The sequence below is a fragment of the Vibrio sp. 10N.261.54.E10 genome (assembly GCF_002877735.2).
Lineage (GTDB): Bacteria > Pseudomonadota > Gammaproteobacteria > Enterobacterales > Vibrionaceae > Vibrio > Vibrio crassostreae_C.
This window is the reverse complement of record NZ_MCXE02000003.1, coordinates 75,391-101,162: the sequence shown is the minus strand read 5'-3', so window position 1 is coordinate 101,162 and position 25,772 is coordinate 75,391. Positions and strand designations below refer to the sequence as shown.

41 protein-coding genes are annotated in these 25,772 nt (G+C 45.4%); 39 read left to right on the top strand and 2 right to left on the bottom strand.

The genetic code is table 11. The features are described 5' to 3' along the window. The first annotated feature begins 165 nt into the window (after nt 1-165). The 5 genes from kefG to BCU07_RS19365 all read left to right on the top strand — a co-directional run bounded on the left by kefG (nt 166) and on the right by BCU07_RS19365 (nt 4,758). Nucleotides 166-750, top strand: a complete 585-nt coding sequence (kefG, locus tag BCU07_RS19385; RefSeq protein WP_010435196.1) for a glutathione-regulated potassium-efflux system ancillary protein KefG — start codon at nt 166-168, stop codon at nt 748-750. Then, nucleotides 737-2,533 carry a glutathione-regulated potassium-efflux system protein KefB gene (gene kefB, locus BCU07_RS19380; RefSeq protein ID WP_102428186.1) on the top strand — a complete coding sequence of 599 codons (1,797 nt, stop codon included), beginning with the start codon at nt 737-739 and terminating at the stop codon, nt 2,531-2,533. Before kefG ends, kefB begins: the two co-directional genes overlap by 14 nt. Before the next feature lie 156 nt (nt 2,534-2,689). Beyond that, the gene (locus BCU07_RS19375; protein WP_029235422.1) at nt 2,690-2,890 is read left to right on the top strand and encodes a YheV family putative zinc ribbon protein; all 201 of its coding nucleotides are present in this window, start codon (nt 2,690-2,692) and stop codon (nt 2,888-2,890) included. A gap of 94 nt (nt 2,891-2,984) precedes the next feature. After that, nucleotides 2,985-3,575 (top strand): peptidylprolyl isomerase, encoded by a 591-nt coding sequence (slyD, locus tag BCU07_RS19370; RefSeq protein WP_017061108.1) that lies wholly within the window; start codon nt 2,985-2,987, stop codon nt 3,573-3,575. Nucleotides 3,576-3,792: 217 nt separating this feature from the next. Further along, entirely contained in the window at nt 3,793-4,758 is a 966-nt protein-coding gene (locus BCU07_RS19365) for an isoaspartyl peptidase/L-asparaginase family protein (RefSeq protein ID WP_102428187.1), read from the top strand. A gap of 180 nt (nt 4,759-4,938) precedes the next feature. Here the strand turns inward: BCU07_RS19365 and BCU07_RS19360 are convergent, their stop codons facing one another. Together BCU07_RS19360 and BCU07_RS19355 are read right to left on the bottom strand one after the other, a co-directional pair. After that, a complete protein-coding gene (locus BCU07_RS19360) occupies nt 4,939-5,166 on the bottom strand; it encodes a SlyX family protein (RefSeq protein ID WP_009848930.1) in 228 nt (75 codons plus the stop codon). Between the two features lie 5 nt (nt 5,167-5,171). Beyond that, the gene (locus BCU07_RS19355; protein ID WP_102428188.1) at nt 5,172-6,149 is read right to left on the bottom strand and encodes a WD40 repeat domain-containing protein; all 978 of its coding nucleotides are present in this window, start codon (nt 6,147-6,149) and stop codon (nt 5,172-5,174) included. 131 nt (nt 6,150-6,280) lie between these two features. On the opposite strand from BCU07_RS19355, the gene fkpA reads away from it, so the two are divergent. The 34 genes from fkpA (at nt 6,281) to rpsK (ending at nt 25,763) form a co-directional block, all read left to right on the top strand. Next, nucleotides 6,281-7,057, top strand: a complete 777-nt coding sequence (gene fkpA, locus BCU07_RS19350) for an FKBP-type peptidyl-prolyl cis-trans isomerase (protein ID WP_017061105.1) — start codon at nt 6,281-6,283, stop codon at nt 7,055-7,057. A 205-nt stretch (nt 7,058-7,262) separates the two neighbouring features. Next, nucleotides 7,263-7,988 (top strand): transcriptional regulator, encoded by a 726-nt coding sequence (locus tag BCU07_RS19345; RefSeq protein WP_004729851.1) that lies wholly within the window; start codon nt 7,263-7,265, stop codon nt 7,986-7,988. Continuing rightward, complete coding sequence (gene tusD / locus BCU07_RS19340) at nt 7,982-8,371, top strand: sulfurtransferase complex subunit TusD (protein ID WP_017063709.1); 390 nt, start codon at nt 7,982-7,984, stop codon at nt 8,369-8,371. The genes BCU07_RS19345 and tusD overlap by 7 nt, the downstream gene beginning before the upstream one ends. After that, nucleotides 8,368-8,724: a sulfurtransferase complex subunit TusC gene (gene tusC, locus BCU07_RS19335; protein ID WP_102428189.1), complete on the top strand. Its 357-nt coding sequence runs from the start codon at nt 8,368-8,370 to the stop codon at nt 8,722-8,724. The genes tusD and tusC overlap by 4 nt, the downstream gene beginning before the upstream one ends. An 8-nt stretch (nt 8,725-8,732) precedes the next feature. After that, the gene (gene tusB / locus BCU07_RS19330) at nt 8,733-9,008 is read left to right on the top strand and encodes a sulfurtransferase complex subunit TusB (protein WP_017063711.1); all 276 of its coding nucleotides are present in this window, start codon (nt 8,733-8,735) and stop codon (nt 9,006-9,008) included. Nucleotides 9,009-9,190: 182 nt separating this feature from the next. Then, on the top strand, nt 9,191-9,565 hold the full coding sequence (gene rpsL, locus BCU07_RS19325; RefSeq protein ID WP_004737194.1) for a 30S ribosomal protein S12: 375 nt from the start codon (nt 9,191-9,193) through the stop codon (nt 9,563-9,565). A 107-nt stretch (nt 9,566-9,672) separates the two neighbouring features. Beyond that, nucleotides 9,673-10,143 carry a 30S ribosomal protein S7 gene (gene rpsG, locus BCU07_RS19320; protein WP_010435163.1) on the top strand — a complete coding sequence of 157 codons (471 nt, stop codon included), beginning with the start codon at nt 9,673-9,675 and terminating at the stop codon, nt 10,141-10,143. Nucleotides 10,144-10,309: 166 nt separating this feature from the next. Beyond that, entirely contained in the window at nt 10,310-12,406 is a 2,097-nt protein-coding gene (gene fusA / locus BCU07_RS19315; RefSeq protein WP_065584305.1) for an elongation factor G, read from the top strand. A gap of 147 nt (nt 12,407-12,553) precedes the next feature. Continuing rightward, entirely contained in the window at nt 12,554-13,738 is a 1,185-nt protein-coding gene (gene tuf / locus BCU07_RS19310; RefSeq protein WP_010435158.1) for an elongation factor Tu, read from the top strand. A 446-nt stretch (nt 13,739-14,184) separates the two neighbouring features. Continuing rightward, the gene (rpsJ, locus tag BCU07_RS19305; RefSeq protein ID WP_004736761.1) at nt 14,185-14,496 is read left to right on the top strand and encodes a 30S ribosomal protein S10; all 312 of its coding nucleotides are present in this window, start codon (nt 14,185-14,187) and stop codon (nt 14,494-14,496) included. Between the two features lie 14 nt (nt 14,497-14,510). Then, nucleotides 14,511-15,140, top strand: coding sequence for a 50S ribosomal protein L3 (rplC, locus tag BCU07_RS19300; RefSeq protein ID WP_004736763.1), 630 nt, complete (start codon nt 14,511-14,513; stop codon nt 15,138-15,140). A 16-nt stretch (nt 15,141-15,156) separates the two neighbouring features. Continuing rightward, nucleotides 15,157-15,759 carry a 50S ribosomal protein L4 gene (rplD, locus tag BCU07_RS19295; RefSeq protein WP_004738803.1) on the top strand — a complete coding sequence of 201 codons (603 nt, stop codon included), beginning with the start codon at nt 15,157-15,159 and terminating at the stop codon, nt 15,757-15,759. Next, nucleotides 15,756-16,058: a 50S ribosomal protein L23 gene (gene rplW, locus BCU07_RS19290; protein ID WP_004736765.1), complete on the top strand. Its 303-nt coding sequence runs from the start codon at nt 15,756-15,758 to the stop codon at nt 16,056-16,058. The genes rplD and rplW overlap by 4 nt, the downstream gene beginning before the upstream one ends. Before the next feature lie 14 nt (nt 16,059-16,072). Next, nucleotides 16,073-16,897, top strand: coding sequence for a 50S ribosomal protein L2 (gene rplB, locus BCU07_RS19285; protein WP_010435149.1), 825 nt, complete (start codon nt 16,073-16,075; stop codon nt 16,895-16,897). A gap of 19 nt (nt 16,898-16,916) precedes the next feature. Continuing rightward, the gene (gene rpsS / locus BCU07_RS19280) at nt 16,917-17,195 is read left to right on the top strand and encodes a 30S ribosomal protein S19 (RefSeq protein ID WP_004736729.1); all 279 of its coding nucleotides are present in this window, start codon (nt 16,917-16,919) and stop codon (nt 17,193-17,195) included. 10 nt (nt 17,196-17,205) lie between these two features. Next, nucleotides 17,206-17,538, top strand: a complete 333-nt coding sequence (gene rplV, locus BCU07_RS19275; RefSeq protein ID WP_004736732.1) for a 50S ribosomal protein L22 — start codon at nt 17,206-17,208, stop codon at nt 17,536-17,538. A gap of 18 nt (nt 17,539-17,556) precedes the next feature. Further along, nucleotides 17,557-18,255, top strand: a complete 699-nt coding sequence (gene rpsC / locus BCU07_RS19270; protein ID WP_004736734.1) for a 30S ribosomal protein S3 — start codon at nt 17,557-17,559, stop codon at nt 18,253-18,255. Between the two features lie 11 nt (nt 18,256-18,266). Beyond that, nucleotides 18,267-18,677, top strand: coding sequence for a 50S ribosomal protein L16 (rplP, locus tag BCU07_RS19265; RefSeq protein WP_004736736.1), 411 nt, complete (start codon nt 18,267-18,269; stop codon nt 18,675-18,677). Further along, nucleotides 18,677-18,868, top strand: coding sequence for a 50S ribosomal protein L29 (gene rpmC, locus BCU07_RS19260; protein WP_004736737.1), 192 nt, complete (start codon nt 18,677-18,679; stop codon nt 18,866-18,868). Before rplP ends, rpmC begins: the two co-directional genes overlap by 1 nt. Then, complete coding sequence (gene rpsQ, locus BCU07_RS19255; RefSeq protein ID WP_004736739.1) at nt 18,868-19,122, top strand: 30S ribosomal protein S17; 255 nt, start codon at nt 18,868-18,870, stop codon at nt 19,120-19,122. Before rpmC ends, rpsQ begins: the two co-directional genes overlap by 1 nt. Nucleotides 19,123-19,284: 162 nt before the next feature. Further along, entirely contained in the window at nt 19,285-19,656 is a 372-nt protein-coding gene (rplN, locus tag BCU07_RS19250; RefSeq protein ID WP_004736740.1) for a 50S ribosomal protein L14, read from the top strand. Nucleotides 19,657-19,667: 11 nt separating this feature from the next. Then, nucleotides 19,668-19,985, top strand: a complete 318-nt coding sequence (gene rplX, locus BCU07_RS19245; protein WP_004738792.1) for a 50S ribosomal protein L24 — start codon at nt 19,668-19,670, stop codon at nt 19,983-19,985. Nucleotides 19,986-20,009: 24 nt separating this feature from the next. Further along, a complete protein-coding gene (rplE, locus tag BCU07_RS19240; RefSeq protein ID WP_004738790.1) occupies nt 20,010-20,549 on the top strand; it encodes a 50S ribosomal protein L5 in 540 nt (179 codons plus the stop codon). A gap of 16 nt (nt 20,550-20,565) precedes the next feature. Then, nucleotides 20,566-20,871 carry a 30S ribosomal protein S14 gene (gene rpsN, locus BCU07_RS19235; RefSeq protein ID WP_004738789.1) on the top strand — a complete coding sequence of 102 codons (306 nt, stop codon included), beginning with the start codon at nt 20,566-20,568 and terminating at the stop codon, nt 20,869-20,871. Between the two features lie 29 nt (nt 20,872-20,900). Next, nucleotides 20,901-21,293 carry a 30S ribosomal protein S8 gene (gene rpsH, locus BCU07_RS19230; RefSeq protein ID WP_017061309.1) on the top strand — a complete coding sequence of 131 codons (393 nt, stop codon included), beginning with the start codon at nt 20,901-20,903 and terminating at the stop codon, nt 21,291-21,293. Nucleotides 21,294-21,303: 10 nt separating this feature from the next. Then, nucleotides 21,304-21,837, top strand: coding sequence for a 50S ribosomal protein L6 (rplF, locus tag BCU07_RS19225; RefSeq protein ID WP_017063712.1), 534 nt, complete (start codon nt 21,304-21,306; stop codon nt 21,835-21,837). Nucleotides 21,838-21,846: 9 nt separating this feature from the next. After that, nucleotides 21,847-22,200: a 50S ribosomal protein L18 gene (gene rplR, locus BCU07_RS19220; protein WP_004738784.1), complete on the top strand. Its 354-nt coding sequence runs from the start codon at nt 21,847-21,849 to the stop codon at nt 22,198-22,200. A gap of 14 nt (nt 22,201-22,214) precedes the next feature. Then, nucleotides 22,215-22,715: a 30S ribosomal protein S5 gene (gene rpsE, locus BCU07_RS19215; protein ID WP_017061307.1), complete on the top strand. Its 501-nt coding sequence runs from the start codon at nt 22,215-22,217 to the stop codon at nt 22,713-22,715. A gap of 7 nt (nt 22,716-22,722) precedes the next feature. Continuing rightward, on the top strand, nt 22,723-22,899 hold the full coding sequence (gene rpmD, locus BCU07_RS19210) for a 50S ribosomal protein L30 (protein WP_004736756.1): 177 nt from the start codon (nt 22,723-22,725) through the stop codon (nt 22,897-22,899). Between the two features lie 5 nt (nt 22,900-22,904). Then, entirely contained in the window at nt 22,905-23,339 is a 435-nt protein-coding gene (gene rplO, locus BCU07_RS19205) for a 50S ribosomal protein L15 (RefSeq protein WP_004736758.1), read from the top strand. Between the two features lie 20 nt (nt 23,340-23,359). Continuing rightward, a complete protein-coding gene (secY, locus tag BCU07_RS19200) occupies nt 23,360-24,694 on the top strand; it encodes a preprotein translocase subunit SecY (protein ID WP_004738781.1) in 1,335 nt (444 codons plus the stop codon). A gap of 41 nt (nt 24,695-24,735) precedes the next feature. Beyond that, on the top strand, nt 24,736-24,849 hold the full coding sequence (rpmJ, locus tag BCU07_RS19195; protein ID WP_000868186.1) for a 50S ribosomal protein L36: 114 nt from the start codon (nt 24,736-24,738) through the stop codon (nt 24,847-24,849). 148 nt (nt 24,850-24,997) lie between these two features. Further along, nucleotides 24,998-25,354, top strand: a complete 357-nt coding sequence (rpsM, locus tag BCU07_RS19190) for a 30S ribosomal protein S13 (protein WP_004738779.1) — start codon at nt 24,998-25,000, stop codon at nt 25,352-25,354. 19 nt (nt 25,355-25,373) lie between these two features. Further along, on the top strand, nt 25,374-25,763 hold the full coding sequence (gene rpsK / locus BCU07_RS19185; RefSeq protein ID WP_004738778.1) for a 30S ribosomal protein S11: 390 nt from the start codon (nt 25,374-25,376) through the stop codon (nt 25,761-25,763). The last annotated feature ends 9 nt before the right edge of the window (nt 25,764-25,772 follow it).

Sequence of the window (25,772 nt, the reverse complement as noted above, 5' to 3'; positions counted from 1 at the left end):
AGCATAGAAATTAGAGGTGAACAGACGCCTGCATAGTAGGCTGAATCCAGATAAAAGTCGATCACAATGCAATTTGCGTTATGATGCCAATAACATATTAATAACTTTTATTTAAATTCTAGTGGCCTTGCCACCGTTTAGCCCTTAAAGGAATGTTTCAAAGGAATGAGTATTACTCCCTCGATAGACAAACCCGTGCCAAAGGTATTAGTGATCTATGCGCACCCAGAGCCGCAAACCTCTATCGCTAACCAGATCATGGTTAAAAAGATAGAGTCGCTTGGGAATGTTAAAATCCACGATCTTTATGCCCTCTATCCTGACTTCTTTATTGATGTGCCTTATGAGCATGAACTGCTTCTGCAGTACGATGTGATTGTGTTCCAGCATCCTCTGTTTATGTATTCTTGTCCTTCGTTATTGAAGGAGTGGTTTGATCGAGTATTAGGCAAGGGCTTTGCGTTTGGTGAGCAAAGTGCACTTAAGGGTAAGCATTGGCGCAGTGTTATCACCACGGGTGGTAAAGAAGAGGCGTTTGGTGCTGCAGGCTATAATAAGTATCCCTTACAAGAGATCTTGCAACCGTTTGAGCTAACTGCCGCTTTGTGCCAGATGCACTGGATGTCACCTTTAGTTTTACATTGGGCTAGAAATGTCTCGGATATGACGCGTTACCAACACGCTGAAGAATATCGAAATTGGTTGCGAGATCCGCTACAAGATATAGGAGCGAATGATGGCTCTGACTAATGATTTCCTACAAAGTAGCGCTATATTTTTAGCGGCGGCTGTGGTTGCGGTTCCTATCGCGCAGCGAGCAGGCTTAGGTTCAGTATTAGGTTACTTATTAGCGGGTGTCGCTATTGGTCCATGGGGGCTTGGCCTAATCAGTGACGTAGAGGCCATTCTACATTTCTCAGAGTTCGGGGTGGTGCTGCTGCTCTTCCTTATTGGTTTAGAGCTTAACCCCAAAAAACTGTGGCAGATGCGGGCGCCTATTCTCGGCTTAGGGGGGGCGCAAGTGTTGATCACCACCTTGATTATTACCGCCATCGCCTGTCTATTTGGATTAACCTGGCAAACCAGTCTCGTGATAGGTATGGGTTTGGCGCTGTCTTCGACTGCGATTGCCTTGCGTGTTATTGAAGAGCGAGAGCTCGGCGGCAAAGAAGCCGGGCAGTCGGGCTTTGCAGTACTGCTTTTCCAAGATATCGCTGTTATTCCAATGCTAGCAATGTTGCCTCTACTTGCGGGTAATACCGGCGGTAGCTGGGCTGACATGCTGTGGATGCTGGGTGGCGTGATTGGCCTACTGGTCGGTGGCCACTTCTTGTTGAGACCACTTTTCCGATACGTAGTGATGAGTGGTGTGCGTGAGTTATTCACCGTTGCAGCGCTGTTACTTGTGATTGGTATTGCCGTGATCATGCAACAGATTGGCTTATCGATGGCATTAGGTACCTTCCTTGCGGGCGTGCTTCTGGCTGAAAGTGAATACCGACACGAGCTTGAAATTGCGATTGACCCATTCAAAGGGTTACTGCTCGGCCTGTTCTTTATCTCGGTTGGCATGGCGGTAAATCTAGGTTTATTGGCAGAAAGCCCATTCGCAATACTAATAGCTGTAATGGCCCTCGTGGTGTTGAAAGGTTTAGTGCTGTACGCGCTAGCTCGTATCTTTGGAACACAGGCAAAAGCGCGTAGCCGAATGGCGATGATACTCAGCCAAGGTGGTGAGTTCGCTTTCGTTATTTTTACTGCGGCGAGTGCTCAAGGCATCTTAAGTGGCGAACAAGTGTCGTTCTTACTGGTGGTTGTGAGCCTTTCTATGGTGACCACGCCATTGATGCTTAAACTGCAAGACCGATTCTTTGCACGTCAGCTTAATCAAATCAGTGAAAGTGCGATGTCTTCGGATGTGGTTGATCGCAGCCCTCGAGTGATTATTGCGGGCTTTGGTCGTTTTGGTCAGATCATTGGTCGTCTGATGTATGCCAACAAGATTCGTATCACTGTCCTTGAAAGTGATGCCAGCCAAATACACATCCTTAGAAAGTTCGGCTACAAGGTGTTTTACGGAGACTCGACTCACCTAGAGCTATTACGCGCAGCCGGTGCTGATAAAGCAGAGGCGATTGTGTTGTGTACTGACTCCCCAGATGAAATCATGAAAACCGTCGATTTATGTAAGCAGCACTTCCCACGCTTAAAGATCTTGGCGCGTGCACGAAGCCGTGTTGAAGCGTATCAACTACTTAACCACGGTGTGAGTAACTATTCGCGTGAAACCTTCCTTGGAGCATTGGATTTAGGTCGTCAAACATTGACTGAACTTGGCATGCATCCATATAAAGCGAAGCGAGCAGAAGCACACTTTAGAAAGTTGGATAATGGTATGCTGAAAGAGTTGCTGCCTCAGCATAACGAAGATGCCGAGTTAGCCCAAAGAGCGAAAGAGGCTCGTAAAGAACTTGAAGAGATCTTTGGACACGAGATGGAAAACGATCACCAATCTCGAAACTATTGGCAGTAGCTTGAAGTGATAACTCATGCTTGAGCTTAGAAATAGAGCTTGGGCATAGAAATAACAGACTATAGAACTAACCTAATAATAAACGCGGTCTCTGCTTAACTTATCAATAAAGTGAGTGGGAAGAACCGCGAATCCAGAGCAGTAAAGGATATGAACGTGAAACAGAAAAAACGCTTTATCGCAGGGGCAAGCTGCCCAAGTTGCAACACTCAAGACACACTCCGTTGGTGGATTGAAAATAATATCGAGCTGGTGGAATGTGTCGATTGTGACTTCACAGAACAGCGTAAACCGAAAACTGTAGAGAAATCTGAACACGCGAATCAAGAAATGATCGGTATTTTTAAGCCAGAATGATTGAGTTTCGTTGATTGATCCCCATAATATCCCGGTACAGAATTTTTCCTAAGCTCAACTGTTCGAGCTTAGTCCAAACCTCCTTGGAGCTCTCATGAAAATTGAAAAGAACGTAGTAGTTAGTGTTGCATATCAAGTGAAACTTGAAGATGGCGTAGTAGTTGACCAATCAACTGCAGAAGCTCCACTAGATTACCTTCACGGTCACAACAACCTAATTACAGGTCTTGAAAAAGAGCTTGAAGGCAAAGTAGCTGGCGACAAGTTCTCTGCAACTGTTACTCCAGAAGACGCATACGGCGAACACAACGACGCACTAGTTCAACGTGTTCCTGCTGACGTATTCCAAGGTGTTGAGCAAATCGAAGTTGGCATGCGTTTCCTAGCGGATACTGACCAAGGTCCAATCCCAGTTGAAGTTACTGAAGTAGATGGCGACGAAGTTGTTGTTGATGGTAACCACATGCTAGCTGGCCAAACTCTAACGTTTGACGTTGAAGTTGTAGCGGTTCGTGAAGCGACTGAAGAAGAAGTTCAACACGGTCACGTACACCAAGAAGGCGGCTGTGGCGGTCACGACCACGATCATGACCACGAAGGCGGTTGCTGTGGTGGCGAAGGCCATGACCACGGTGAAGAGAAAAAAGACGGCTGCTGCGGCGGCGGTAGCTGTGGTTCTCACTAATACCGAATTAACGGTTTAGTTTAAGAATCTTGAAAGCCTCCCTTGTGGAGGCTTTTTGCGTTTAGGAGTCTCGCTTTTTGACCTCGCTTTTCTCTACCAAACTAAGTGTCCGCAAATCTAAGCATTCGTAAAAGTTTGGTTTTCGTTATCAGACATCGAACCATGGATGTGGTATTGATAGCACAACATTATAAGACGACGTCAGTGGAGAGTTTGTATGTCACAGCCTTTTTCAATTGCCATTCATGGTGGTGCAGGAACCATCTTGCGCGAGCAAATGAGCTATGAATTAAAAGCGGGTATTACCGAGGCTTTGGAAAAATCGGTTTTGGCTGGTTATCAAATATTGCAATCGGGTGGTGATGCTCTGGATGCGGTAGTGGCATCGGTTAAGGTGATGGAAGACAGCCCGCACTTTAATGCCGGTAGGGGCTCTGTTTTAACGCATGATGAATTTGTTGAGATGGACGCTTCTGTGATGCATGGCCGCGAAATGGATGCAGGTGCTATTGCAGGCGTTCGCCATATCAAAAACCCAATTGAGCTTGCACGTGATGTGATGCGGAAAAGCGACCATGTGTTGCTGATTGGTGAAGGTGCCGAGAAGTTTGCGTTTGAGCATGACTACACATTTACCGAGCAAGACTACTTCTTTACTGAGCGCCGCTATGACCAACTTCAGTCGATGAAAGAGAAAGGCATCTTTGCTCTGTCTGAAGCGAAATATGATGAACAGCAAGCTGAGAAATACCCTGACGATAAAAAGTACGGCACGGTTGGTGCGGTCGCATTAGACCAAGCGGGTAACTTAGCGGCAGCAACCAGTACCGGTGGCGTGACCAATAAGAAATACGGTCGTGTGGGTGACTCTCCGATCATTGGTGCAGGAACCATCGCTGAAAATGGCAATGTTGCCGTCTCAACAACCGGGATGGGTGAGTTCTTCCTACGTAAAATGGTCGCCAGTGATGTCGCAGCACGAATGCGTTATCTGAAAGAAGATGTGCACACCGCTTGTGAAACGATCATTCAAGGTGGATTGAAAACCATGGGTGGAGAAGGTGGCTTGATCGCTATCGATGGCCAAGGCGATATACATTTTGGTATGAACAGCTCAGGAATGTATCGTGCAAGCGTTGATACTCAAGGTCGTGTTGAAGTGAAGATTTATGCCGACGACTAAGTTGGTATCGGCTTAATTGGCTTTAGCTTATTCACTGAGATGAAATAAACAAAAGGGCGACAGATAAGTATCTGTCGCCCTCTTAGTTTTCTATGTCCCGTCCTGAAATGTGTTTACACATTGAGGACGAGAAACTAACGATATGCGTCGTTAGATTTAATTGGTTATTTTGAACCGCACTTAATAGTGTGGAGGTGGCGTCTCTTCTGATGCGTCAGCTAGATTAGAGCCATCCATATTTTTTACTTTGCCAACCACGAACTTCATCTGATCTTGCATTCTCGTGATTAACATTTGTTGTTGGCTAAGCGCTTCATTGAGTTCTTCAATGGTCTGTTCTTGGAAAGCTAGCTGACACTCTAGGTCATTTACGCGGCTTTCTAGTTGTTCAACTCGCTTTTCTGTCATCGTTCTTAATCCACATTCCAAGCTTGGGCAATGCCCGCAGAGGTGCCCGATATCACACGGTTCTTATCATCAAAGGCTGCATCATACACTACCGCACGAGGAGGGCGAGCATCTTTTAATGGCTCAGCATCGTGGCGAGAAATTCGCTTGCCATCCTGAGTATTCCACACACTCACTTGGCTGGATGGTGTGCCCGTCACCAACAGACTGCCGTCATCAGAAAAACGCGCACTCGAGAAAATCAACTGTCGAGACCAGCTTTGCAATTGCGCTTGAGGTTCGCCCGTTTCAAGATCCCAAATCATCGCTTGATTGCCGCCATCAGAGGTAAAAGCCAGTTCACCATCGCGTTGTAGCGCGACTCGTACTACTCTTTGTTCATGCTCAAAGGTGCGCAACACCAAGCCCGACTCGGTATCCCAAAGGTAAGCTTTGTAGTCGTTGCCGCCTGATAATGCGTAGCGGCCATTAGAAGAGAGGGAGACTGAATTCACTTTTTCTCGGTGAGCAAGGAACTCCAGACGGCGTCCGGTGACTAAGTCCACATAGATGGCTTTTCCATTAGAAAGGCCAAGCAGTACTTTTTCACCATTGCTAGAGATATCGACATCGCGAATCAAGCCGTCGGAGATAGACCAGAGCCCTTGTGCTTGAGTCCAAGATAAGTCCCAAACGGCGAAGTTCATCTGGCTAGCGGTAATGGCAAAACGGCCATTGTCCGAGATACGGATACGCGATACTTGGTTTTCTAACTGGTCTTGTGGACCAAGCCGAGCCAACTCTTGGTCTTCGGCGAGGTCCCAAAGGAGCAGTTGCTTTTGCTGAGAGTAGAGCAGGGCGAAGCGTCCATCTCTGCTAAGGGCAAAGCTGGTGGCACCATTGGGTTCAATTTCCCAACGCTGCTCATCATCTTGGAAGAAAAAGCAACCATTTAACAAGGTGATGACAATTGTACATAGCAATGAGTGGAAAAATATTCGCATCACATCTAATAATCCGGTTTGTGTCGAAAGACATATGACTAGTATATTGTTATAACTAACGTATTCACACCAATCTAATCATTAGATTTGTGCACAATAACCAATGGCTTGGCCATTAATTGGAGAATTCAATGAAATCAGTTTTAAAAGTATCACTGCTTGCCGCAACGGTTATGCTAGCAGTTGGTTGTCAGAAAGAAGAACCAAAGGCAGAAGCTCCACAGGTAGAAGAAGTTAAAGTTGAAGCAGTAAACTTTAAAACAGAAGATGACAAAGCGGCTTACGCAATCGGTGTATCTTTCGCTAACTACCTAAGCACAAGCATTGATAAGCCAAGCGAGCTAGGTATCAACCTAGACAAAGATATGGTTCTTCAAGGTATCGAAGACGTATTCGCAGAGAAAACAGCACTTAACGAAGAAGAAACTCGCGCAGCTCTTGAAGCTCTAGACAAGCGTGTTGCTGAAACGATGCAAGCACAAGCGGCAGAAAAATCTGCAGAAGTGAAGAAAGCCGGTGATGACTTCCGCGCTGAGTTCGCTAAAACTGAAGGCGTTAAGCAAACTGAATCTGGTCTACTTTACCAAGTAATGACTGCTGGTGAAGGCGCTTCTCCAAAAGACACTGATACCGTTCAAGTACACTACAAAGGTACGCTAACAGACGGTACTCAGTTCGACAGCTCTTACGATCGTGGCGAACCAGCAACATTCCCACTAAACCGCGTAATCCCAGGCTGGACTGAAGGCGTACAACTGATGCAAGTTGGTTCTAAGTACAAGTTCGTTATCCCGCCAGAGCTAGCATACGGTGAGCAAGACACACCGACTATCCCAGCTAACTCAACGCTAGTATTCGAAGTAGAACTACTAAACATCGATAACGCTGAAGCAGCTCCTGCACAGTAATATCGGTTAAAAGCCTCGTACTAAAATACGTTGATTGAATAAAAAGCCTAACTTTGAGTTAGGCTTTTTTTATGATTTGAAGATGAGTATTTGATTTTTAAACTTGTTCTAAATCACTAGTTGCAATGTTAGCTAGGTGTGCAATTAAAATTTTCTGATAAACTTACATAAATTTGTTGATTTTTCACACGAAGGTAAGGAATAAGTGACTACTACAGAAACAGTCAATGCAGATGTGTTACTTGAAATGGAATCAGTCCACGTTATGCCATTCAGTGAACACGATAAAATCATTCTAAGATCTTATGAGGCCGTTGTTGACGGTATTGCGAGCCTTATTGGTCCGTTTTGTGAAATCGTTTTGCACTCTTTAGAAGACCTCAATACTTCTGCGATTAAAATTGCCAACGGCGAAAATACAGGTCGTCAGGTTGGCTCGCCGATCACCGATCTTGCATTGAAGATGCTAAAAGATATTGAAGGTTCTAAGCGTAACTTCTCACGTTCATACTTCACTCGCGCTAAAGGCGGAGTGTTGATGAAGTCGATCACGGTTGCTATCCGCAACGGTGAAGACCGAGTGATTGGCCTACTGTGTATTAACGTGAATCTAGACGCGCCATTCTCACAAGTGCTGCAATCGTTCATGCCTACACAAGACGCAGACGAAGCCGCATCATCGGTTAACTTCGCTAGTGACGTTGAAGAACTTGTCGACCAAACGGTTGAACGCACCATTGAAGAAATTAACGCTGACAAATCGGTATCGAACAATACTAAGAACCGTCAGATCGTGATGGAGCTGTACGACAAAGGTATTTTCGATATTAAAGACGCGATCAACCGCGTTGCTGAGCGACTGAACATCTCTAAGCACACCGTGTACCTATACATCCGCCAACGTAAAACAGAGGATGAAGAGGGTTGCTAAGCTATACACTCCTAGTGAATGGGCCAGTCTATGGCTCACAGTCAGCAAGAAGTGCCTACCAGTTTGCCGTGGCTCTGATTAAACAGGGCCACAAACTTCACAGTGTGTTCTTCTATCAAGATGGCGTCAGTAACGGCTCAGACCTTACCGTACCGGCTAACGATGAATTTGATTTAGCTTCTGCTTGGCAAAAGCTGGCTGATGAACACGATGTTAGCCTTGAAACCTGTGTGGCAGCTGCGCTAAGACGCGGAGTGATTAGCTCTGAAGAAGCAGAGCAACATCAACTAAGTGCCTCTAACCTAGCCACTGGATTTACTCAAGCCGGATTAGGGAGCTTATCGGAAGCGCTACTAACGCAAGATAGGGTTGTGCAGTTTTGAGAAAGTTAGCCTTTATATTTAACAGTTTCCCTCATACGACCGCTGCGGGTAGAGAAGGGTTAGACGCATTACTTGCTGCATCTGCTTACAGTGAAAATATCGCCGTGTTCTTTGTTGGCGATGGCGTGACACAGCTTCTCAAGGCGCAGCAGCCCGACGAAACACTATCGCGTGACTACATCTCTGCATTCAAACTTATGGACCTGTACGACATCGAACAGGTGTATGTGTGTCAGCGTAGTCTGAGTCAGTTTGGTCTTTCAGCAGACAACCTGCTGATCGATGTGACCACCGTTGAAGCCGACGAGTTAACGCAGAAGTTAGCTCAGTGCCAACAGATACTGACTTTCTAGGGGACGCTATGCTTCATATTGTAAAATCAGTCGACAAACTTAAACTCGCATTGACCTATTCTCAGCCACAAGATCAGTATCTTTTGGTGGAAGATGCGGTGTATGTTTGCCTTCCCAATCATGAGTTATTCACTCAAATCTGCGCAGTAGAGCAGGTGTCGGTGTTAAAACCAGATCTCGATAGCCGAGGTTTACAACTACTTGTCTCAAGTACCATTGATCAAGTTGACTTCGATGGCTTCGTTAAACTGACGGTTTTGAACGACAAATCAGTCACTTGGTAGCTGTGTTTTATCAGTTTGGTTAAAAGTAGACCATCCTGAGCTCTAGACGGCTAAAAAAGATCTGTATATTTCTTGACACACCTCCCACTGCTGAATAGAATTTTGCGTCCCTAATTACGACTTGTGATTAGGGATAGATTTTTCACAAAGCTTACTTTCAAGTAAATTTCAGGAGCTAGTTAATGGCAACTATTAACCAGTTGGTTCGCAAACCTCGTGTAAAGCAAGTTGTTAAAAGCAACGTGCCTGCACTAGAAGCGTGCCCACAAAAACGTGGTGTATGTACTCGTGTTTACACTACTACACCTAAAAAACCTAACTCGGCACTACGTAAAGTATGTCGTGTACGTCTAACTAACGGTTTCGAAGTAACTTCGTACATCGGCGGTGAAGGCCACAACCTACAAGAGCACAGTGTTGTACTAATCCGTGGCGGTCGTGTAAAAGACCTTCCGGGTGTTCGTTACCACACTGTTCGCGGCGCACTTGACTGTGCTGGCGTTAACGACCGTAAACAAGGTCGTTCTAAGTACGGTGTGAAACGTCCTAAGTCTTAATTGATTCTCTTTTTTAAAAAGAAATCGTTAAGTAAGGCCAAACACTATTTTATTTATTATTCTGAAAAGTTTTGGAAAAAACCTGAAGAAGACAACGGAGAATATCCATGCCACGTCGTCGCGTAATAGGTCAGCGTAAGATCCTTCCAGATCCTAAGTTCAAATCTGAATTGCTGGCAAAATTCGTTAACATCCTTATGGTTGACGGAAAGAAATCTACTGCAGAAAAAATCGTTTACACTGCACTAGATTCAATGGCTGAGAAGTCTGGTAAAGACCACTTAGCTGTATTTGAAGAAGCTCTTGAAAATGTTCGCCCAGCGGTAGAAGTTAAATCTCGCCGTGTAGGTGGTTCAACTTACCAAGTACCTGTAGAAGTTCGTCCGGTTCGCCGTAACGCTCTTGCTATGCGTTGGGTAGTTGAAGCTGCGCGTAAGCGTGGTGAAAAATCTATGGCTCAACGCCTAGCTGCTGAAATGCTAGACGCGTCTGAGAACAAAGGTACTGCGGTTAAGAAACGTGAAGACGTTCACCGCATGGCTGACGCAAACAAAGCGTTCGCACATTACCGTTGGTAATACCTTTTTAGTGCTGCAAGGTTCCTTGCAGCACTTCTTTAGTTCCTATGCTTATGCTAGGAACTATTGCTATTTCTAGGGCAAGCAATTTTTAGCGAAGCATCGCTTTTAACGCCTAATCTAGACATAGCAATAGTCCCTAAGTCTCTAATAAGAGGATTCAACCGTGGCTCGTAAAACTCCTATAGAGCAATACCGTAATATCGGTATCGTTGCTCACGTAGATGCAGGTAAAACAACCACAAGTGAACGTATTCTGTTCTATACCGGTCTTTCTCACAAAATCGGCGAAGTTCACGATGGTGCAGCAACCATGGACTGGATGGAGCAAGAGCAAGAGCGCGGTATTACGATCACTTCAGCAGCAACCACTACGTTTTGGCGTGGTATGGAAGCTCAGTTCTCGGACCACCGTATTAACATCATCGACACTCCTGGACACGTTGACTTCACAATCGAAGTAGAACGTTCTCTGCGTGTGCTTGATGGTGCAGTTGTTGTGTTCTGTGGCTCATCTGGTGTTGAACCTCAGTCAGAGACAGTATGGCGTCAAGCTGATAAGTACCAAGTTCCACGTATGGTTTTCGTTAATAAAATGGACCGTACCGGCGCTGACTTCTTGCGCGTAGTTGAACAGATCAAGGACCGCTTAGGCGCAACTCCTGTTCCAATTCAACTGAACATTGGTGCTGAAGAAAACTTCCAAGGCGTTGTCGATCTTATCAAGATGAAGGCAATTAACTGGAATGAAGCTGACCAAGGCATGACTTTCACGTACGAAGATATTCCTGCAGACATGCAAGAAATGGCTGAAGAATATCGTACAGAACTTGTTGAAGCTGCTGCAGAAGCAAATGAAGAGCTGATGGATAAGTACCTTGAAGAAGGTGAACTAACAGAAGCTGAAATCAAACAAGGTCTTCGTACTCGTACCCTTAATAATGAAATCGTACTTGCTACTTGTGGTAGTGCATTCAAAAACAAAGGTGTACAAGCTGTTCTAGATGCAGTTGTTGATTTCCTTCCTTCTCCAGTCGATGTACCTGCAATTAAAGGTATCGATGAAGATGAGAACGAAGCAGAGCGTCACGCAGACGACAAAGAACCGTTCTCAGCGCTAGCATTTAAGATTGCAACAGACCCATTCGTTGGTACTTTAACTTTCATCCGTGTTTACTCTGGTGTTGTTGAAAGCGGTAAAACAGCTTATAACTCTGTGAAGAAACAACGTGAACGCTTAGGTCGCATTGTTCAAATGCACTCAAACAAGCGAGAAGAAGTAAAAGAAGTACGAGCAGGTGACATCGCAGCCATCATTGGCCTGAAAGATGTGACTACTGGTGAAACCCTTTGTGACCAGAACCATAAGATTGTTCTTGAGCGCATGGAGTTCCCAGACCCAGTTATTCAGATCGTTGTAGAGCCAAGCTCTCAAGCTGATCAAGATAAAATGACTATCGCTCTAGGTAAACTAGCAGCGGAAGACCCATCGTTCCGCGTTGATATGGATGCGGAAACTGGCCAGACTCTGATTTCTGGTATGGGTGAACTACACTTAGATATCATCGTTGACCGTATGAAGCGCGAATTTAGCGTGAACTGCAACGTTGGTAACCCGCAAGTGGCTTACCGTGAGACTATTCGTGGTACAGCGAAAGCGGAAGGTAAATTTATCCGTGAACATGGTGGTAAAGGTCAGTACGGTCACGTATGGCTGAAACTAGAACCATCAGAAGCTGGCGAAGGCTTTGTCTTTGTGGATGAAATTGCCAATGGTATCGTACCGAAAGAGTTTATCGCTTCAGTTGCTAAAGGCGTTGAAGAGCAGATGAACAATGGTGTGCTTGCTGGCTATCCAGTTTTGGATATCAAAGCTACACTATATGATGGTTCTTACCATGAAACAGATTCAAGTGAGATGGCGTTTACAATCGCTGCCTCTATGGCTTTCAGAGCGGGTGCACTTGAAGCGCAACCGGTTCTGCTTGAGCCTATGATGAAAGTTGAAGTAACTACTCCAGAAGACTGGATGGGTGACGTTGTTGGCGATATTAACCGTCGTCGCGGCATCATCGAAGGTATGGACGAGGGGACAGCTGGCCTGAAGATAATTCGTGCACAAGTTCCGTTGTCTGTCATGTTCGGTTACGCAACTGATTTACGTTCTGCGACACAAGGTCGTGCTTCTTACTCTATGGAGTTTAGTGAGTACGCTGAAGTGCCTAACAATGTTGCAAAAGCAATCATTGCAGAGCGTGGTTAAACAAAAGGAAGGCATTTTTTTTCATTTTTTGAAAGAACAATGCGTCCAAATATTGCGCTAACGAGAGTTGGCGCATAAAATAGCAATTTCTGGCGCGTCTCGCTCAATAATGAACGTGGCGAATCATAACTAGGAAGGAACACGATTGTGTCTAAAGAAAAATTTGAACGTACGAAACCGCACGTAAACGTTGGTACTATCGGCCACGTTGACCACGGTAAAACAACTCTAACTGCTGCTATCTGTACTACTCTTGCAAAAGTATACGGCGGTGTTGCTAAAGATTTCGCATCTATCGATAACGCTCCAGAAGAGCGTGAGCGCGGTATCACAATCGCAACTTCTCACGTTGAGTACGACACTCCAGCACGTCACTACGCACACGTAGACTGTCCAGGACACGCGGATTATGTTAAAAACATGATCACTGGTGCTGCACAAATGGACGGCGGTATCCTAGTTGTTGCTGCGACTGACGGCCCTATGCCTCAAACTCGTGAGCACATCCTACTTGGTCGTCAAGTTGGTATCCCTTACATCATCGTATTCATGAACAAATGTGACATGGTAGATGACGAAGAGCTACTTGAGCTAGTTGAGATGGAAGTTCGTGAACTTCTTTCTGAATACGACTTCCCAGGTGATGACCTACCAGTTATCCAAGGTTCTGCACTTGGCGCACTAAACGGCGAGAAGCAGTGGGAAGACAAGATCGTTGAGCTTGCAGAAGCACTAGATTCTTACATTCCTGAGCCAGAGCGTGCAGTTGACCAACCGTTCCTACTACCAATTGAAGATGTATTCTCAATTCAAGGTCGTGGTACTGTTGTAACTGGTCGTATCGAGCGCGGTATCCTACGTGTAGGTGACGAAGTAGAAATCGTTGGTATCAAAGAGACTACTCTTACTACTTGTACTGGTGTTGAAATGTTCCGTAAACTGCTTGACGAAGGTCGTGCAGGTGAGAACGTTGGTGCACTTCTACGTGGTACTAAGCGTGATGACGTTGAACGTGGTCAAGTACTTTCTGCGAAAGGTTCTATCAACCCACACACTAAGTTTGAGTCTGAAGTATACGTACTTTCTAAAGACGAAGGCGGCCGTCACACTCCTTTCTTCAAAGGTTACCGTCCACAGTTCTACTTCCGTACAACTGACGTAACAGGCGACATCACTCTACCAGAAGGCGTAGAAATGGTAATGCCAGGTGACAACGTTCAAATGACTGTTGAGCTAATCGCTCCAATCGCAATGGACGAAGGTCTACGTTTCGCAATCCGCGAAGGTGGCCGTACAGTTGGTGCTGGTGTTGTAGCTAAAATCTTCGCTTAATAGCATTTAGATTTTTGCACTCTCTTCATTAGAAGAGCACGCATCTGAAAAGGGGAGCTTCGGCTTCCCTTTTGTTTTCTCAAAAGAAATATTACCTTCCATCTATCTTCTTCCCTCTCGATACAAAACCAACTTCCAATAAATTGCGATTATTTTTCCAACACTACTTGCATACTAAAGTGTGATCTGTATAATGCATCGCACTGGCTAACGCTGGTTGTGAACCAATGAGCACTGAGGAGTAGGTCTTACCTAGTAATGTATACTCAGCTTATGTTCGCGGTTAATAAAAATAGTAAACTTCTTGTTTACTTCAAAAGTTAACTGACAATGCGTCCTAATTTTGGGTGCTACGGTTTCACATAAATCAATCGGCATTCTCTCGTTTTATCGGGTTTGAGTGGCGATATTGTTTGTGTAATTTTTAATAATTGGAGCTCTGTCTCATGCAGAACCAACGTATTCGTATCCGCCTTAAAGCGTTTGATTACAAGCTAATCGATGCTTCAACTGCGGAAATCGTTGAAACAGCAAAACGTACTGGCGCACAGGTTCGTGGTCCTATTCCACTTCCTACTCGTAAAGAGCGTTTCACTGTTCTTACCTCTCCACACGTCAACAAAGATGCACGTGATCAGTACGAAATCCGTACTCACAAGCGTTTGATCGACATCGTTGAGCCAACAGATAAAACTGTTGATGCTCTAATGCGTCTTGATCTTGCAGCTGGCGTTGATGTTCAAATCAGCCTAGGTTAAGGGAGATAAGAATAATGATTGGTCTAGTCGGACGTAAAGTGGGTATGACCCGCGTATTTACTGAAGAAGGCGTTTCTATCCCAGTAACTGTTGTTGAGGTTGAAGCGAACCGTATTTCTCAAGTTAAAACTCTTGAGACAGACGGCTACGCAGCAATCCAAGTAACTACTGGTGCTAAGAAAGCTAACCGTGTAACTAAACCTGAAGCTGGTCACTTCGCGAAAGCGGGTGTAGAAGCAGGTCGCGGTCTTTGGGAATTCCGTTTAGAAAACGGCGAAGAGTTTGAAGTTGGCGCTGAGCTAAACGTAGAACTTTTCAACGAAATTAAAAAAGTAGACGTTACTGGTACATCTAAAGGTAAAGGCTTCCAAGGCGCTATCAAGCGTTGGAACTTCTCTACTCAAGATATGACTCACGGTAACTCTTTGTCTCACCGCGCACCGGGTTCAATTGGCCAATGTCAAACTCCAGGCCGCGTGTTTAAAGGCAAGAAAATGGCAGGTCACATGGGTGCTGAGCGTGTAACGACTCAAAACCTAGAGATCGTACGTGTTGACGCTGAGCGCAATCTACTCCTTATTAAAGGTGCAGTACCGGGCTCAACAGGCGGAAACGTGATCGTAAAACCTGCTGTTAAAGCATAACGTCTAGGAGTAAGTAATGGAATTGATGGTTAAAGGTGCTGATGCACTAACTGTTTCCGAGACTACTTTCGGACGTGACTTCAACGAAGCTCTTGTACACCAAGTAGTTGTTGCATATGCAGCAGGTGCTCGTCAAGGTACTCGTGCTCAAAAGACTCGTTCTGAAGTATCTGGCGGTGGCGCTAAGCCATGGCGTCAAAAAGGTACTGGCCGCGCACGTGCTGGTACAATTCGTAGCCCAATCTGGCGTACAGGTGGTGTTACTTTTGCTGCGAAACCACAAGATCACAGCCAAAAAGTAAACAAAAAAATGTACCGCGGTGCTATGAAGAGCATTCTTTCTGAGCTAGTTCGTCAAGAGCGTTTAATCGTTGTTGATAACTTCTCTGTAGAAGCACCAAAAACAAAAGAACTTGTAGCTAAGCTTAAAGAGCTTGAGCTAAGCGACGTTCTGATTGTGACTGGCGAAGTAGATGAAAATCTATTCTTAGCTGCTCGTAACCTATACAAAGTAGATGCACGTGATGTTGCTGGTGTTGATCCAGTATCACTAATCGCTTTCGACAAGGTTCTAATGACTGCTGACGCAGTTAAGCAAGTTGAGGAGATGCTAGCATGATCACTGAAGAGCGTATCTTAAAAGTTCTACGTGCTCCGCACATCTCTGAAAAAGCAACTATGGCAGCTGAGAAAGCGAACACTATCGTTTTCAAAGTAGCTAAAGATGCAACTAAGAAAGAGATCAAAGCAGCTGTAGAAAAGCTATTTGAAGTTGAAGTTAAGTCTGTAAATACTCTTGTATTAAAGGGTAAGACCAAACGTCAAGGTATGCGTGAAGGCCGTCGTTCAGACGTTAAGAAAGCCTACGTTACTTTGAAAGAAGGTCAAGATCTTGACTTCGTTGGCGGCGCGGAATAACAGGAGTAGTAAAAATGGCTATTGTTAAATGTAAGCCGACTTCCCCTGGTCGTCGTCACGTCGTTAAAGTTGTTAACGCTGACCTACACAAGGGTAAGCCATACGCACCACTTCTAGAGAAAAACTCTAAGAACGGTGGTCGTAACAACAACGGTCGTATTACAGTACGTCACATCGGTGGTGGTCATAAGCACCATTACCGTGTAATTGACTTCAAGCGTACTAAAGATGGCATCCCAGCGAAAGTTGAGCGTCTAGAATACGATCCAAACCGTAGTGCTAACATCGCTCTAGTTCTGTACGCAGACGGTGAGCGTCGTTACATCATTGCACCTAAAGGTGTTAACGCAGGCGACCAGATTCAATCTGGCGTAGATGCTGCAATCAAAGCAGGTAACACTCTGCCGATGCGCAACATCCCAGTAGGTTCTACTGTACACTGTGTTGAACTTAAGCCTGGTAAAGGTGCTCAACTAGCTCGTTCGGCTGGTGCTTATGCTCAAATCATCGCTCGCGATGGTGCATACGTAACTATCCGTCTACGTTCTGGTGAGATGCGCAAAGTTCTTTCTGAAGGTCGTGCAACGATCGGTGAAGTTGGTAACTCTGAGCATATGCTACGTGAACTTGGTAAAGCTGGTGCTTCACGCTGGCGCGGCGTACGTCCAACCGTACGTGGTGTAGTAATGAACCCGGTGGATCACCCACATGGTGGTGGTGAAGGCCGCACATCTGGTGGTCGTCACCCAGTTTCTCCTTGGGGCGTTCCTACTAAGGGCTTCAAGACTCGTAAGAACAAGCGCACTGACAAGTACATCGTACGTCGTCGCACTAAATAATTTATAAAGAGGAATCGCCATGCCACGTTCTCTCAAGAAAGGTCCTTTTATTGACCTACACTTGCTGAAGAAGGTAGAGAAAGCGGTGGAAAGCGGAGACAAAAAGCCTATTAAGACTTGGTCCCGTCGCTCAATGATCATCCCAACAATGATTGGTTTGACCATCGCTGTCCATAATGGTCGTCAGCACGTTCCAGTTTTCGTTACCGAAGAAATGATCGGTCACAAACTGGGCGAATTTGCACCAACTCGTACTTATCGCGGTCATGCTGCAGATAAGAAAGCTAAGAAGAAATAAGGAGTAGATGATGGAAGCTTTAGCTAAACATAACTTTGCTCGTATTTCTCCACAGAAAGCTCGCTTAGTTGCAGACCAAATTCGCGGTAAGTCGGTAGACCAAGCTCTAGAAATTCTAACTTTCAGCAACAAAAAAGCTGCTGTATTAGTTAAGAAGGTTCTTGAGTCAGCTATCGCTAACGCGGAACATAACGAAGGTGCAGATATCGACGATCTAAATGTCGCTAAAATCTTCGTAGATGAGGGCCCTATCATGAAGCGTATTATGCCTCGTGCTAAAGGTCGTGCGGATCGTATCTTGAAGCGTTCAAGCCACATCACTATTGTTGTAGCAGATCGCTAAAGACTAGGAGAGTAAGCAATGGGTCAGAAAGTACATCCTAATGGTATTCGTCTTGGCATCGTTAAGCCTTGGAATGCTACATGGTTTGCTAATACCAACGAATTCGCTGACAACCTAGACGGCGACTTCAAGGTACGTCAGTTCCTTACAAAGGAACTACAAAAAGCATCATTATCTCGTATCGTTATCGAGCGTCCAGCTAAGAGCATCCGTGTGACTATTCACACTGCTCGCCCTGGCGTTGTTATCGGTAAGAAAGGTGAAGACGTAGAGAAGCTACGCGCAGCTGTAGCTAAAATCGCAGGTGTACCAGCGCAAATTAACATCGCTGAAGTACGTAAGCCTGAGCTAGATGGTCAGCTTGTAGCTGATAGCATCGCGTCTCAACTAGAGCGTCGTGTTATGTTCCGTCGTGCAATGAAGCGTGCGGTACAAAATGCTATGCGTCTAGGCGCTAAAGGCATCAAAGTACAAGTAGGCGGCCGTCTTGGCGGTGCTGAAATCGCACGTTCAGAGTGGTACCGTGAAGGCCGTGTGCCTCTACACACTCTACGTGCAGACATTGATTACGCAACTTCTTCGGCTCACACTCAATACGGTGTGATCGGCATTAAAGTTTGGATCTTCAAAGGTGAGATTCTAGGCGGTATGCCAGCTGCTAACGCAGTAGAGCCAAAAGGCGATAAGCCTAAGAAGCAGCGTAAAGGCCGTAAGTAAGGAGTCGAACGATGCTACAACCAAAACGTACTAAGTTCCGCAAGGTTATGACTGGTCGTAACCGTGGTCTAGCTAAAGGTACTGAAGTAAGCTTCGGCGAATTCGGTCTTAAAGCTGTTGGCCGTGGTCGTCTGACTGCACGTCAAATCGAAGCGGCACGTCGTGCTATGACACGTCACATTAAGCGTCAAGGTCAAATCTGGATTCGTGTATTCCCAGACAAGCCAATTACTGAAAAGCCTCTTGAAGTTCGTCAAGGTAAAGGTAAAGGTTCAGTTGCGTACTGGGTTGCTCAAATCCAACCAGGCAAAGTTATGTACGAGATGAATGGCGTACCTGAAGAGTTGGCACGTGAAGCGTTCCGCCTAGCGGCACGTAAACTGCCTGTTAAAACTACTTTTGTAACTAAGCAGGTGATGTGATGAAAGCACAAGATCTACGCGAAAAGAACGTTGAAGAGCTTAACGCTGAGCTATTGAATTTGCTACGTGAACAGTTCAACTTGCGCATGCAAGCTGCAACTGGTCAACTTCAGCAAACTCATACTCTAAAAGCTGTACGCCGTGACATCGCACGTGTGAAAACTGTTTTGACTGAAAAGGCAGGCGCATAATGAGCGAAACTAACCGCATCCAGCAAGGCCGTGTAGTAAGCGACAAGATGGACAAGTCTATCGTTGTTGCTATTGAACGCACTGTAAAACACCCAATTTACGGTAAGTTCATCAAACGCACGACTAAAGTACACGCACACGACGAAGACAACACTTGTGGCCTAGGCGACAAAGTTGAAATCGCTGAGTGTCGTCCTCTGTCTAAGACTAAGTCTTGGACATTGGTTAAAGTTCTAGAAAAAGCGAAGATTTAATCTTTGTAATTCTATAACTTATAAGCGGCTCCAAATTATTTTTTGGAGCCGCTTGTTTTTTGTCTACCCAATTTAAAAAAAGGGTGGTACAATTCGCGTCCCTTTTAAAGAGGCAGCCCGACCCGAGAGGGTCTAGTTTTAATATTTAGCGGAGCACTAACAATGATCCAGATGCAAAGTACACTTGACGCAGCAGATAACTCTGGCGCGCGCAAGGTAATGTGTATTAAGGTTCTGGGTGGCTCTCACCGCCGTTATGCACATATCGGTGACGTCATCAAGGTTACAGTGAAGGAAGCGATTCCTCGCGGTAAAGTAAAGAAAGGTGATGTTCTGAAGGCGGTAGTAGTGCGCACCCGTAAAGGCGTTCGTCGCCCAGACGGTTCTGTCATTCGCTTCGACAGTAATGCTTGTGTATTGTTAAATGACACTACTGAGCAACCAGTCGGCACACGTATCTTTGGTCCTGTGACTCGTGAACTTCGTAACGCGAAATTCATGAAGATTGTATCACTAGCACCTGAAGTTCTGTAAGGAGCGGCAATATGGCAGCTAAAATCCGTCGTAATGACGAAGTAATCATTCTTGCTGGTAAAGATAAAGGCAAGAAAGGTAAAGTAACTAAGGTTCTGACAACTGGTAAAGTTATCGTTGAAGGCATCAACCTTGTTAAGAAACACCAAAAGCCGGTTCCGGCTCTAGGTCAACAAGGTGGCATCGTTGAACAAGAAGCAGCTATTGATGCTTCTAACGTTGCTGTTTTTAACGCGGCTACTGGTAAAGCAGACCGTATCGGTTTCCGTATCGAAGATGGCAAGAAAGTTCGTTTCTTCAAATCTAACGGCGAAACTGTTTCTAACTAATTAGAAGTAATTTGGAGTTCTACTATGGCGAAACTGCATGATTACTACAAGTCGTCTGTAGTCGCTGAGCTTACCAAAGAGTTCAGCTACACAAGCGTCATGCAAGTCCCTAGGATTGAGAAAATCACCCTAAATATGGGCGTTGGTGAAGCAATCAACGATAAGAAACTGCTAGAAAACGCAGCAGCTGATATGGCAACGATCTCTGGTCAAAAGCCACTTATCACTAAAGCGCGTAAATCTGTAGCTGGTTTCAAAATTCGTGAAGGCTACCCAATTGGTTGTAAAGTAACCTTGCGTGGTGAGCGCATGTGGGAATTTTTAGAGCGTTTAATCTCTATCGCACTTCCACGTGTACGTGATTTCCGTGGTGTTAGCGCTAAGTCTTTTGACGGTCGCGGTAACTACAGCATGGGCGTTCGCGAGCAAATCATCTTTCCGGAAATCGACTACGATAAAGTCGATCGTGTCCGCGGTCTTGATATCACTATCACGACTTCTGCGGGTTCCGATGAGGAAGGCCGAGCTCTGCTGGCTGCCTTTAACTTCCCATTCCGTAAGTAAGGGTAGGGTTACTGTTATGGCTAAACAATCAATGAAAGCACGTGAAGCTAAACGTGCAAAACTAGTAGCTAAGTTCGCTGAAAAGCGTTCTGCGCTAAAAGTTATCATTAGCGATGTAAACGCATCTGAAGAAGATCGTTGGAATGCGGTTCTTAAACTGCAATCTCTTCCACGTGATTCAAGTGCATCACGTCAGCGCAACCGTTGCAACCAAACTGGTCGTCCACACGGTTACCTACGTAAATTCGGTCTAAGCCGCATTAAGGTTCGTGAAGCTTGCATGAAAGGCGAGATTCCGGGTCTTCGTAAGGCTAGCTGGTAATTGCCACTTAATCATTTGGAGTAAATCTTATGAGCATGCAAGATCCGATTTCGGATATGCTGACCCGAGTTCGTAACGGTCAGGCAGCAAACAAAGTTGCTGTAAAAATGCCTTCTTCAAAGCTTAAAGTTGCAATTGCTGCATTACTTAAAGCTGAAGGTTACATCGTAGACTTCGCTGTTAACAGCGAAGCAAAACCTGAGCTAGAAGTTACTCTTAAGTACTTCCAAGCTAAACCTGTAATCGAGCAAATCAAGCGTGTATCACGTCCTGGTCTAAGAGTTTATAAAAATAAAGACTCTTTACCTACAGTGATGGGTGGTCTTGGTATTGCAGTTGTTTCTACTTCCAAGGGTCTGATGTCTGACCGTGCTGCTCGTAAAGCAGGTCTTGGCGGTGAAATCATCTGTTACGTAGCTTAAGGAGTAGATTATGTCTCGTGTTGCTAAAGCACCTGTCGCTATTCCAGCTGGCGTAGAGGTGAAACTAAACGGCCAAGAAGTTACTGTAAAAGGTAGCAAAGGTGAGCTTACTCGCGTTCTTAACAGCGCCGTAGTTATTGCACAGGAAGAAACCAACCTAACTTTCGGTCCGAAAGAAGGTGTTACTAACGCATGGGCACAAGCTGGTACAGCTCGCGCTCTAGTTAATAACATGGTTGTGGGTGTTACTGAGGGCTTCACTAAGAAGCTAACTCTTAAGGGTGTTGGTTACCGTGCTGCTATGAAAGGCAACTCTGTAGCTCTAACTCTTGGTTTTTCTCACCCAGTAGAGCACGCTCTACCTGAAGGTATTAAAGCTGAGTGCCCTAGCCAAACTGAGATCATCATTACTGGTTGCGATAAGCAAGTAGTAGGTCAAGTTGCGGCTGACATTCGTTCTTACCGTGCTCCTGAGCCTTACAAAGGCAAAGGTGTTCGTTACGCAGATGAAAATGTGCGTACTAAAGAAGCTAAGAAGAAGTAAGGTATCACTATGGATAAGAAAGCATCTCGCATCCGTCGTGCTACACGTGCACGTCGTAAGATTGCAGAACTTGGTGCAACTCGCCTGGTAGTACACCGTACTCCTCGCCATGTTTACGCACAAGTTATCGCGGCAAACGGCTCTGAGGTTATCGCAGCTGCTTCTACTGTAGAAAAAGCGATCCGTGAGCAAGTTAAGAACACTGGTAACGTTGATGCAGCTAAAGCAGTTGGTAAAGCTGTTGCTGAGCGCGCTCTTGAAAAAGGCGTAGCTTCAGTTGCATTTGATCGTTCTGGTTTCCAATACCACGGTCGAGTAGCGGCGCTAGCAGAATCTGCTCGCGAAGCTGGTCTGAAATTCTAAGGTAGGGTTGGAAGATGGCTAAAGAACAACAACAAGCTAATGATTTGCAAGAAAAGCTGATCGCAGTTAACCGTGTATCTAAGACGGTTAAAGGTGGTCGAATCATGAGCTTTACTGCACTAACAGTAGTTGGTGACGGTAACGGTCGCGTAGGTTTCGGTTACGGCAAAGCTCGTGAAGTACCTGCTGCGATTCAAAAAGCAATGGAAAAAGCGCGCCGTAACATGGTTACAGTATCGCTTAACGAAGGCACTCTTCACCACCCGGTGAAAGGTCGTCATTCGGGCTCTAAAGTTTACATGCAGCCAGCTGCAGAAGGTACAGGTGTTATTGCCGGCGGTGCAATGCGTGCTGTACTTGAAGTTGCGGGCGTACATAACGTACTTTCTAAAGCATACGGTTCAACGAACCCGATCAACATCGTTCGTGCAACGATTGGTGCTCTAGTAGACGTTAAGTCACCAGAAATGGTTGCTGCTAAACGTGGTCTAACTGTTGAATCTATTTCGGAGTAAGCACACGATGGCAACTATTAAAGTAACTCAAACTAAAAGCTCAATTGGTCGCCTACCTAAGCACAAAGCGTGTCTTAAAGGTCTAGGTCTTCGTCGCATCAACCATACAGTAGAACTTGAAGATACACCGTGCGTACGCGGTATGATCAACAAGGTTTACTACATGGTTAAGATTGAGGAGTAATCAGAATGCGTTTGAATACTCTATCACCGGCTGCTGGCTCTAAACCTTCTAAGAAGCGTGTAGGTCGTGGTATCGGTTCTGGCCTTGGTAAAACAGGTGGCCGCGGTCACAAAGGTCAAAAGTCACGTTCTGGCGGCTCTGTTCGTCCAGGTTTTGAAGGCGGTCAAATGCCTCTAAAACAACGTCTACCTAAATTCGGTTTCACTTCTCGTAAGAGCCTAGTGTCTGCTGAGGTTCGTCTAGCTGAGCTAGCGAAAGTAACAGGTGACGTAGTTGATCTTAACAGCCTTAAAGCTGCTAACGTTATCACTAAGAACATCGAGTTTGTTAAGATCGTTCTTTCTGGTGACCTAAGCAAAGCTGTGACTGTTAAAGGTCTACGCGTGACTAAAGGCGCTAAAGCTGCAATCGAAGCTGCAGGCGGTAAAATCGAGGAATAATCTCGAGGAACGAGGTACAGATGGCTAAGAAACCAGGACAAGATTTTCGTAGTGCTCAGAGCGGCTTAAGTGAACTAAAGTCGCGCTTATTATTCGTAATTGGTGCACTTTTAGTATTCCGAGCCGGCTCTTTTGTGCCGATCCCTGGTATTGACGCAGCTGTACTTGCCGATTTGTTCGATCAGCAAAAAGGTACCATCGTAGAAATGTTTAACATGTTCTCCGGTGGTGCTCTTGAGCGTGCATCTATATTAGCATTGGGTATCATGCCGTACATTTCGGCATCGATCGTAGTCCAATTGCTAACTGTAGTTCATCCAGCGTTAGCGGAACTCAAGAAAGAGGGTGAAGCAGGCCGTCGTAAGATAAGCCAATATACACGCTACGGCACGCTTGTACTTGCAACATTCCAAGCTATTGGTATCGCAACAGGCTTACCAAACATGGTCGACAATCTGGTTGTTATCAACCAAACCATGTTTACGCTTATTGCTACCGTGAGTTTAGTAACTGGTACCATGTTCTTAATGTGGTTAGGTGAACAAATCACTGAGCGAGGAATCGGTAATGGTATTTCCATTCTGATTTTTGCAGGTATTGTTGCTGGATTGCCTTCTGCAATCGGTCAAACAATCGAGCAAGCGCGTCAAGGTGAATTGCATGTGCTTCTTCTGCTGTTGATTGCTGTATTGTCTTTTGCTGTTATTTACTTCGTAGTTTTCATGGAACGTGGTCAACGTCGTATCGTCGTTAACTATGCGAAACGTCAACAAGGTCGTAAAGTTTTTGCAGCACAAAGCTCTCACTTGCCTCTTAAGATTAATATGGCAGGTGTTATTCCAGCGATTTTCGCATCAAGTATTATTTTGTTCCCAGGAACATTAGCGCAGTGGTTTGGTCAAAATGGTGAAAGCAGCGCGTTCGGTTGGTTAACTGACGTGTCATTAGCTCTTAGCCCAGGTCAACCTTTGTATGTAATGCTTTATGCAGCAGCTATAATCTTCTTCTGTTTCTTCTATACAGCGTTGGTGTTTAACCCACGTGAAACAGCTGATAACTTGAAGAAGTCTGGTGCATTCGTACCCGGTATCCGCCCAGGTGAGCAGACAGCGAAATATATCGATAAAGTGATGACTAGACTAACCCTTGCGGGCGCTCTATACATTACTTTTATATGTCTGATTCCTGAGTTCATGATGGTCGCGTGGAACGTTCGTTTCTACTTTGGCGGCACATCACTACTAATCGTAGTGGTAGTTATCATGGATTTCATGGCACAGGTACAGACTCATCTGATGTCACAACAGTATGATTCTGTGTTAAAGAAAGCGAATCTGAAGGGTTACGGCCGTTAATTCGGTGGTAACAATTTCGATTCCATTTACGGAGTTTAGCAATGAAAGTTCGTGCTTCCGTTAAAAAAATCTGCCGTAACTGTAAAGTTATCAAGCGTAACGGTGTCGTTCGCGTGATTTGCAGTGAGCCAAAGCATAAGCAACGCCAAGGCTAATTAGCAGAAATTTTTACTTGAAATACAAGGTAGAGTCGAGTATATTCCTCGGCCTACCTTTTGCGTGCAAAAGAAGTAGTATGCCGCAGCGTATCCATAACGGGCTTTGCTGCGGATAATTCTTTTATGAACCCCTTAGGAGTGAATAATGGCCCGTATAGCCGGCATTAACATTCCTGATCATAAGCATTCTGTAATTGCACTTACTGCAATCTACGGTATCGGTAAAACTCGCTCTCAAGCTATTCTAGCTGAAGTGGGTATTGCTGAAGATGCTAAGATCAGTGAACTAACTGAAGAGCAGATCGATCAACTGCGTGATGGTGTAGCTAAGTACACTGTAGAAGGTGATCTACGTCGTGAAGTATCGATGAACATCAAGCGTCTTATGGACCTTGGCTGTTACCGCGGTCTTCGTCATCGTCGCAGTCTACCACTACGTGGACAGCGTACTAAAACCAACGCTCGCACCCGTAAGGGTCCGCGCAAGCCGATCAAGAAATAGTCGGATAAGGTAGAGTACAATGGCAAAACAACCAACTCGCGCGCGTAAGCGCGTACGCAAGCAAGTAGCTGATGGCGTAGCGCACATTCATGCTTCTTTCAACAACACAATCGTAACTATCACTGACCGTCAAGGCAACGCTCTTGCATGGGCTACAGCAGGTGGTTCAGGTTTCCGTGGTTCTCGTAAATCTACTCCGTTCGCAGCACAAGTTGCAGCTGAGCGTTGTGGTGAAATGGCTAAAGAATATGGCCTAAAGAACTTGGAAGTTATGGTTAAGGGTCCAGGTCCAGGTCGCGAATCTACTGTTCGTGCACTGAACGCTGCTGGTTTCCGTATCACTAACATTGTTGATGCGACACCAATCCCTCATAACGGTTGTCGTCCACCTAAGAAACGTCGCGTTTAAGTTTCGTTT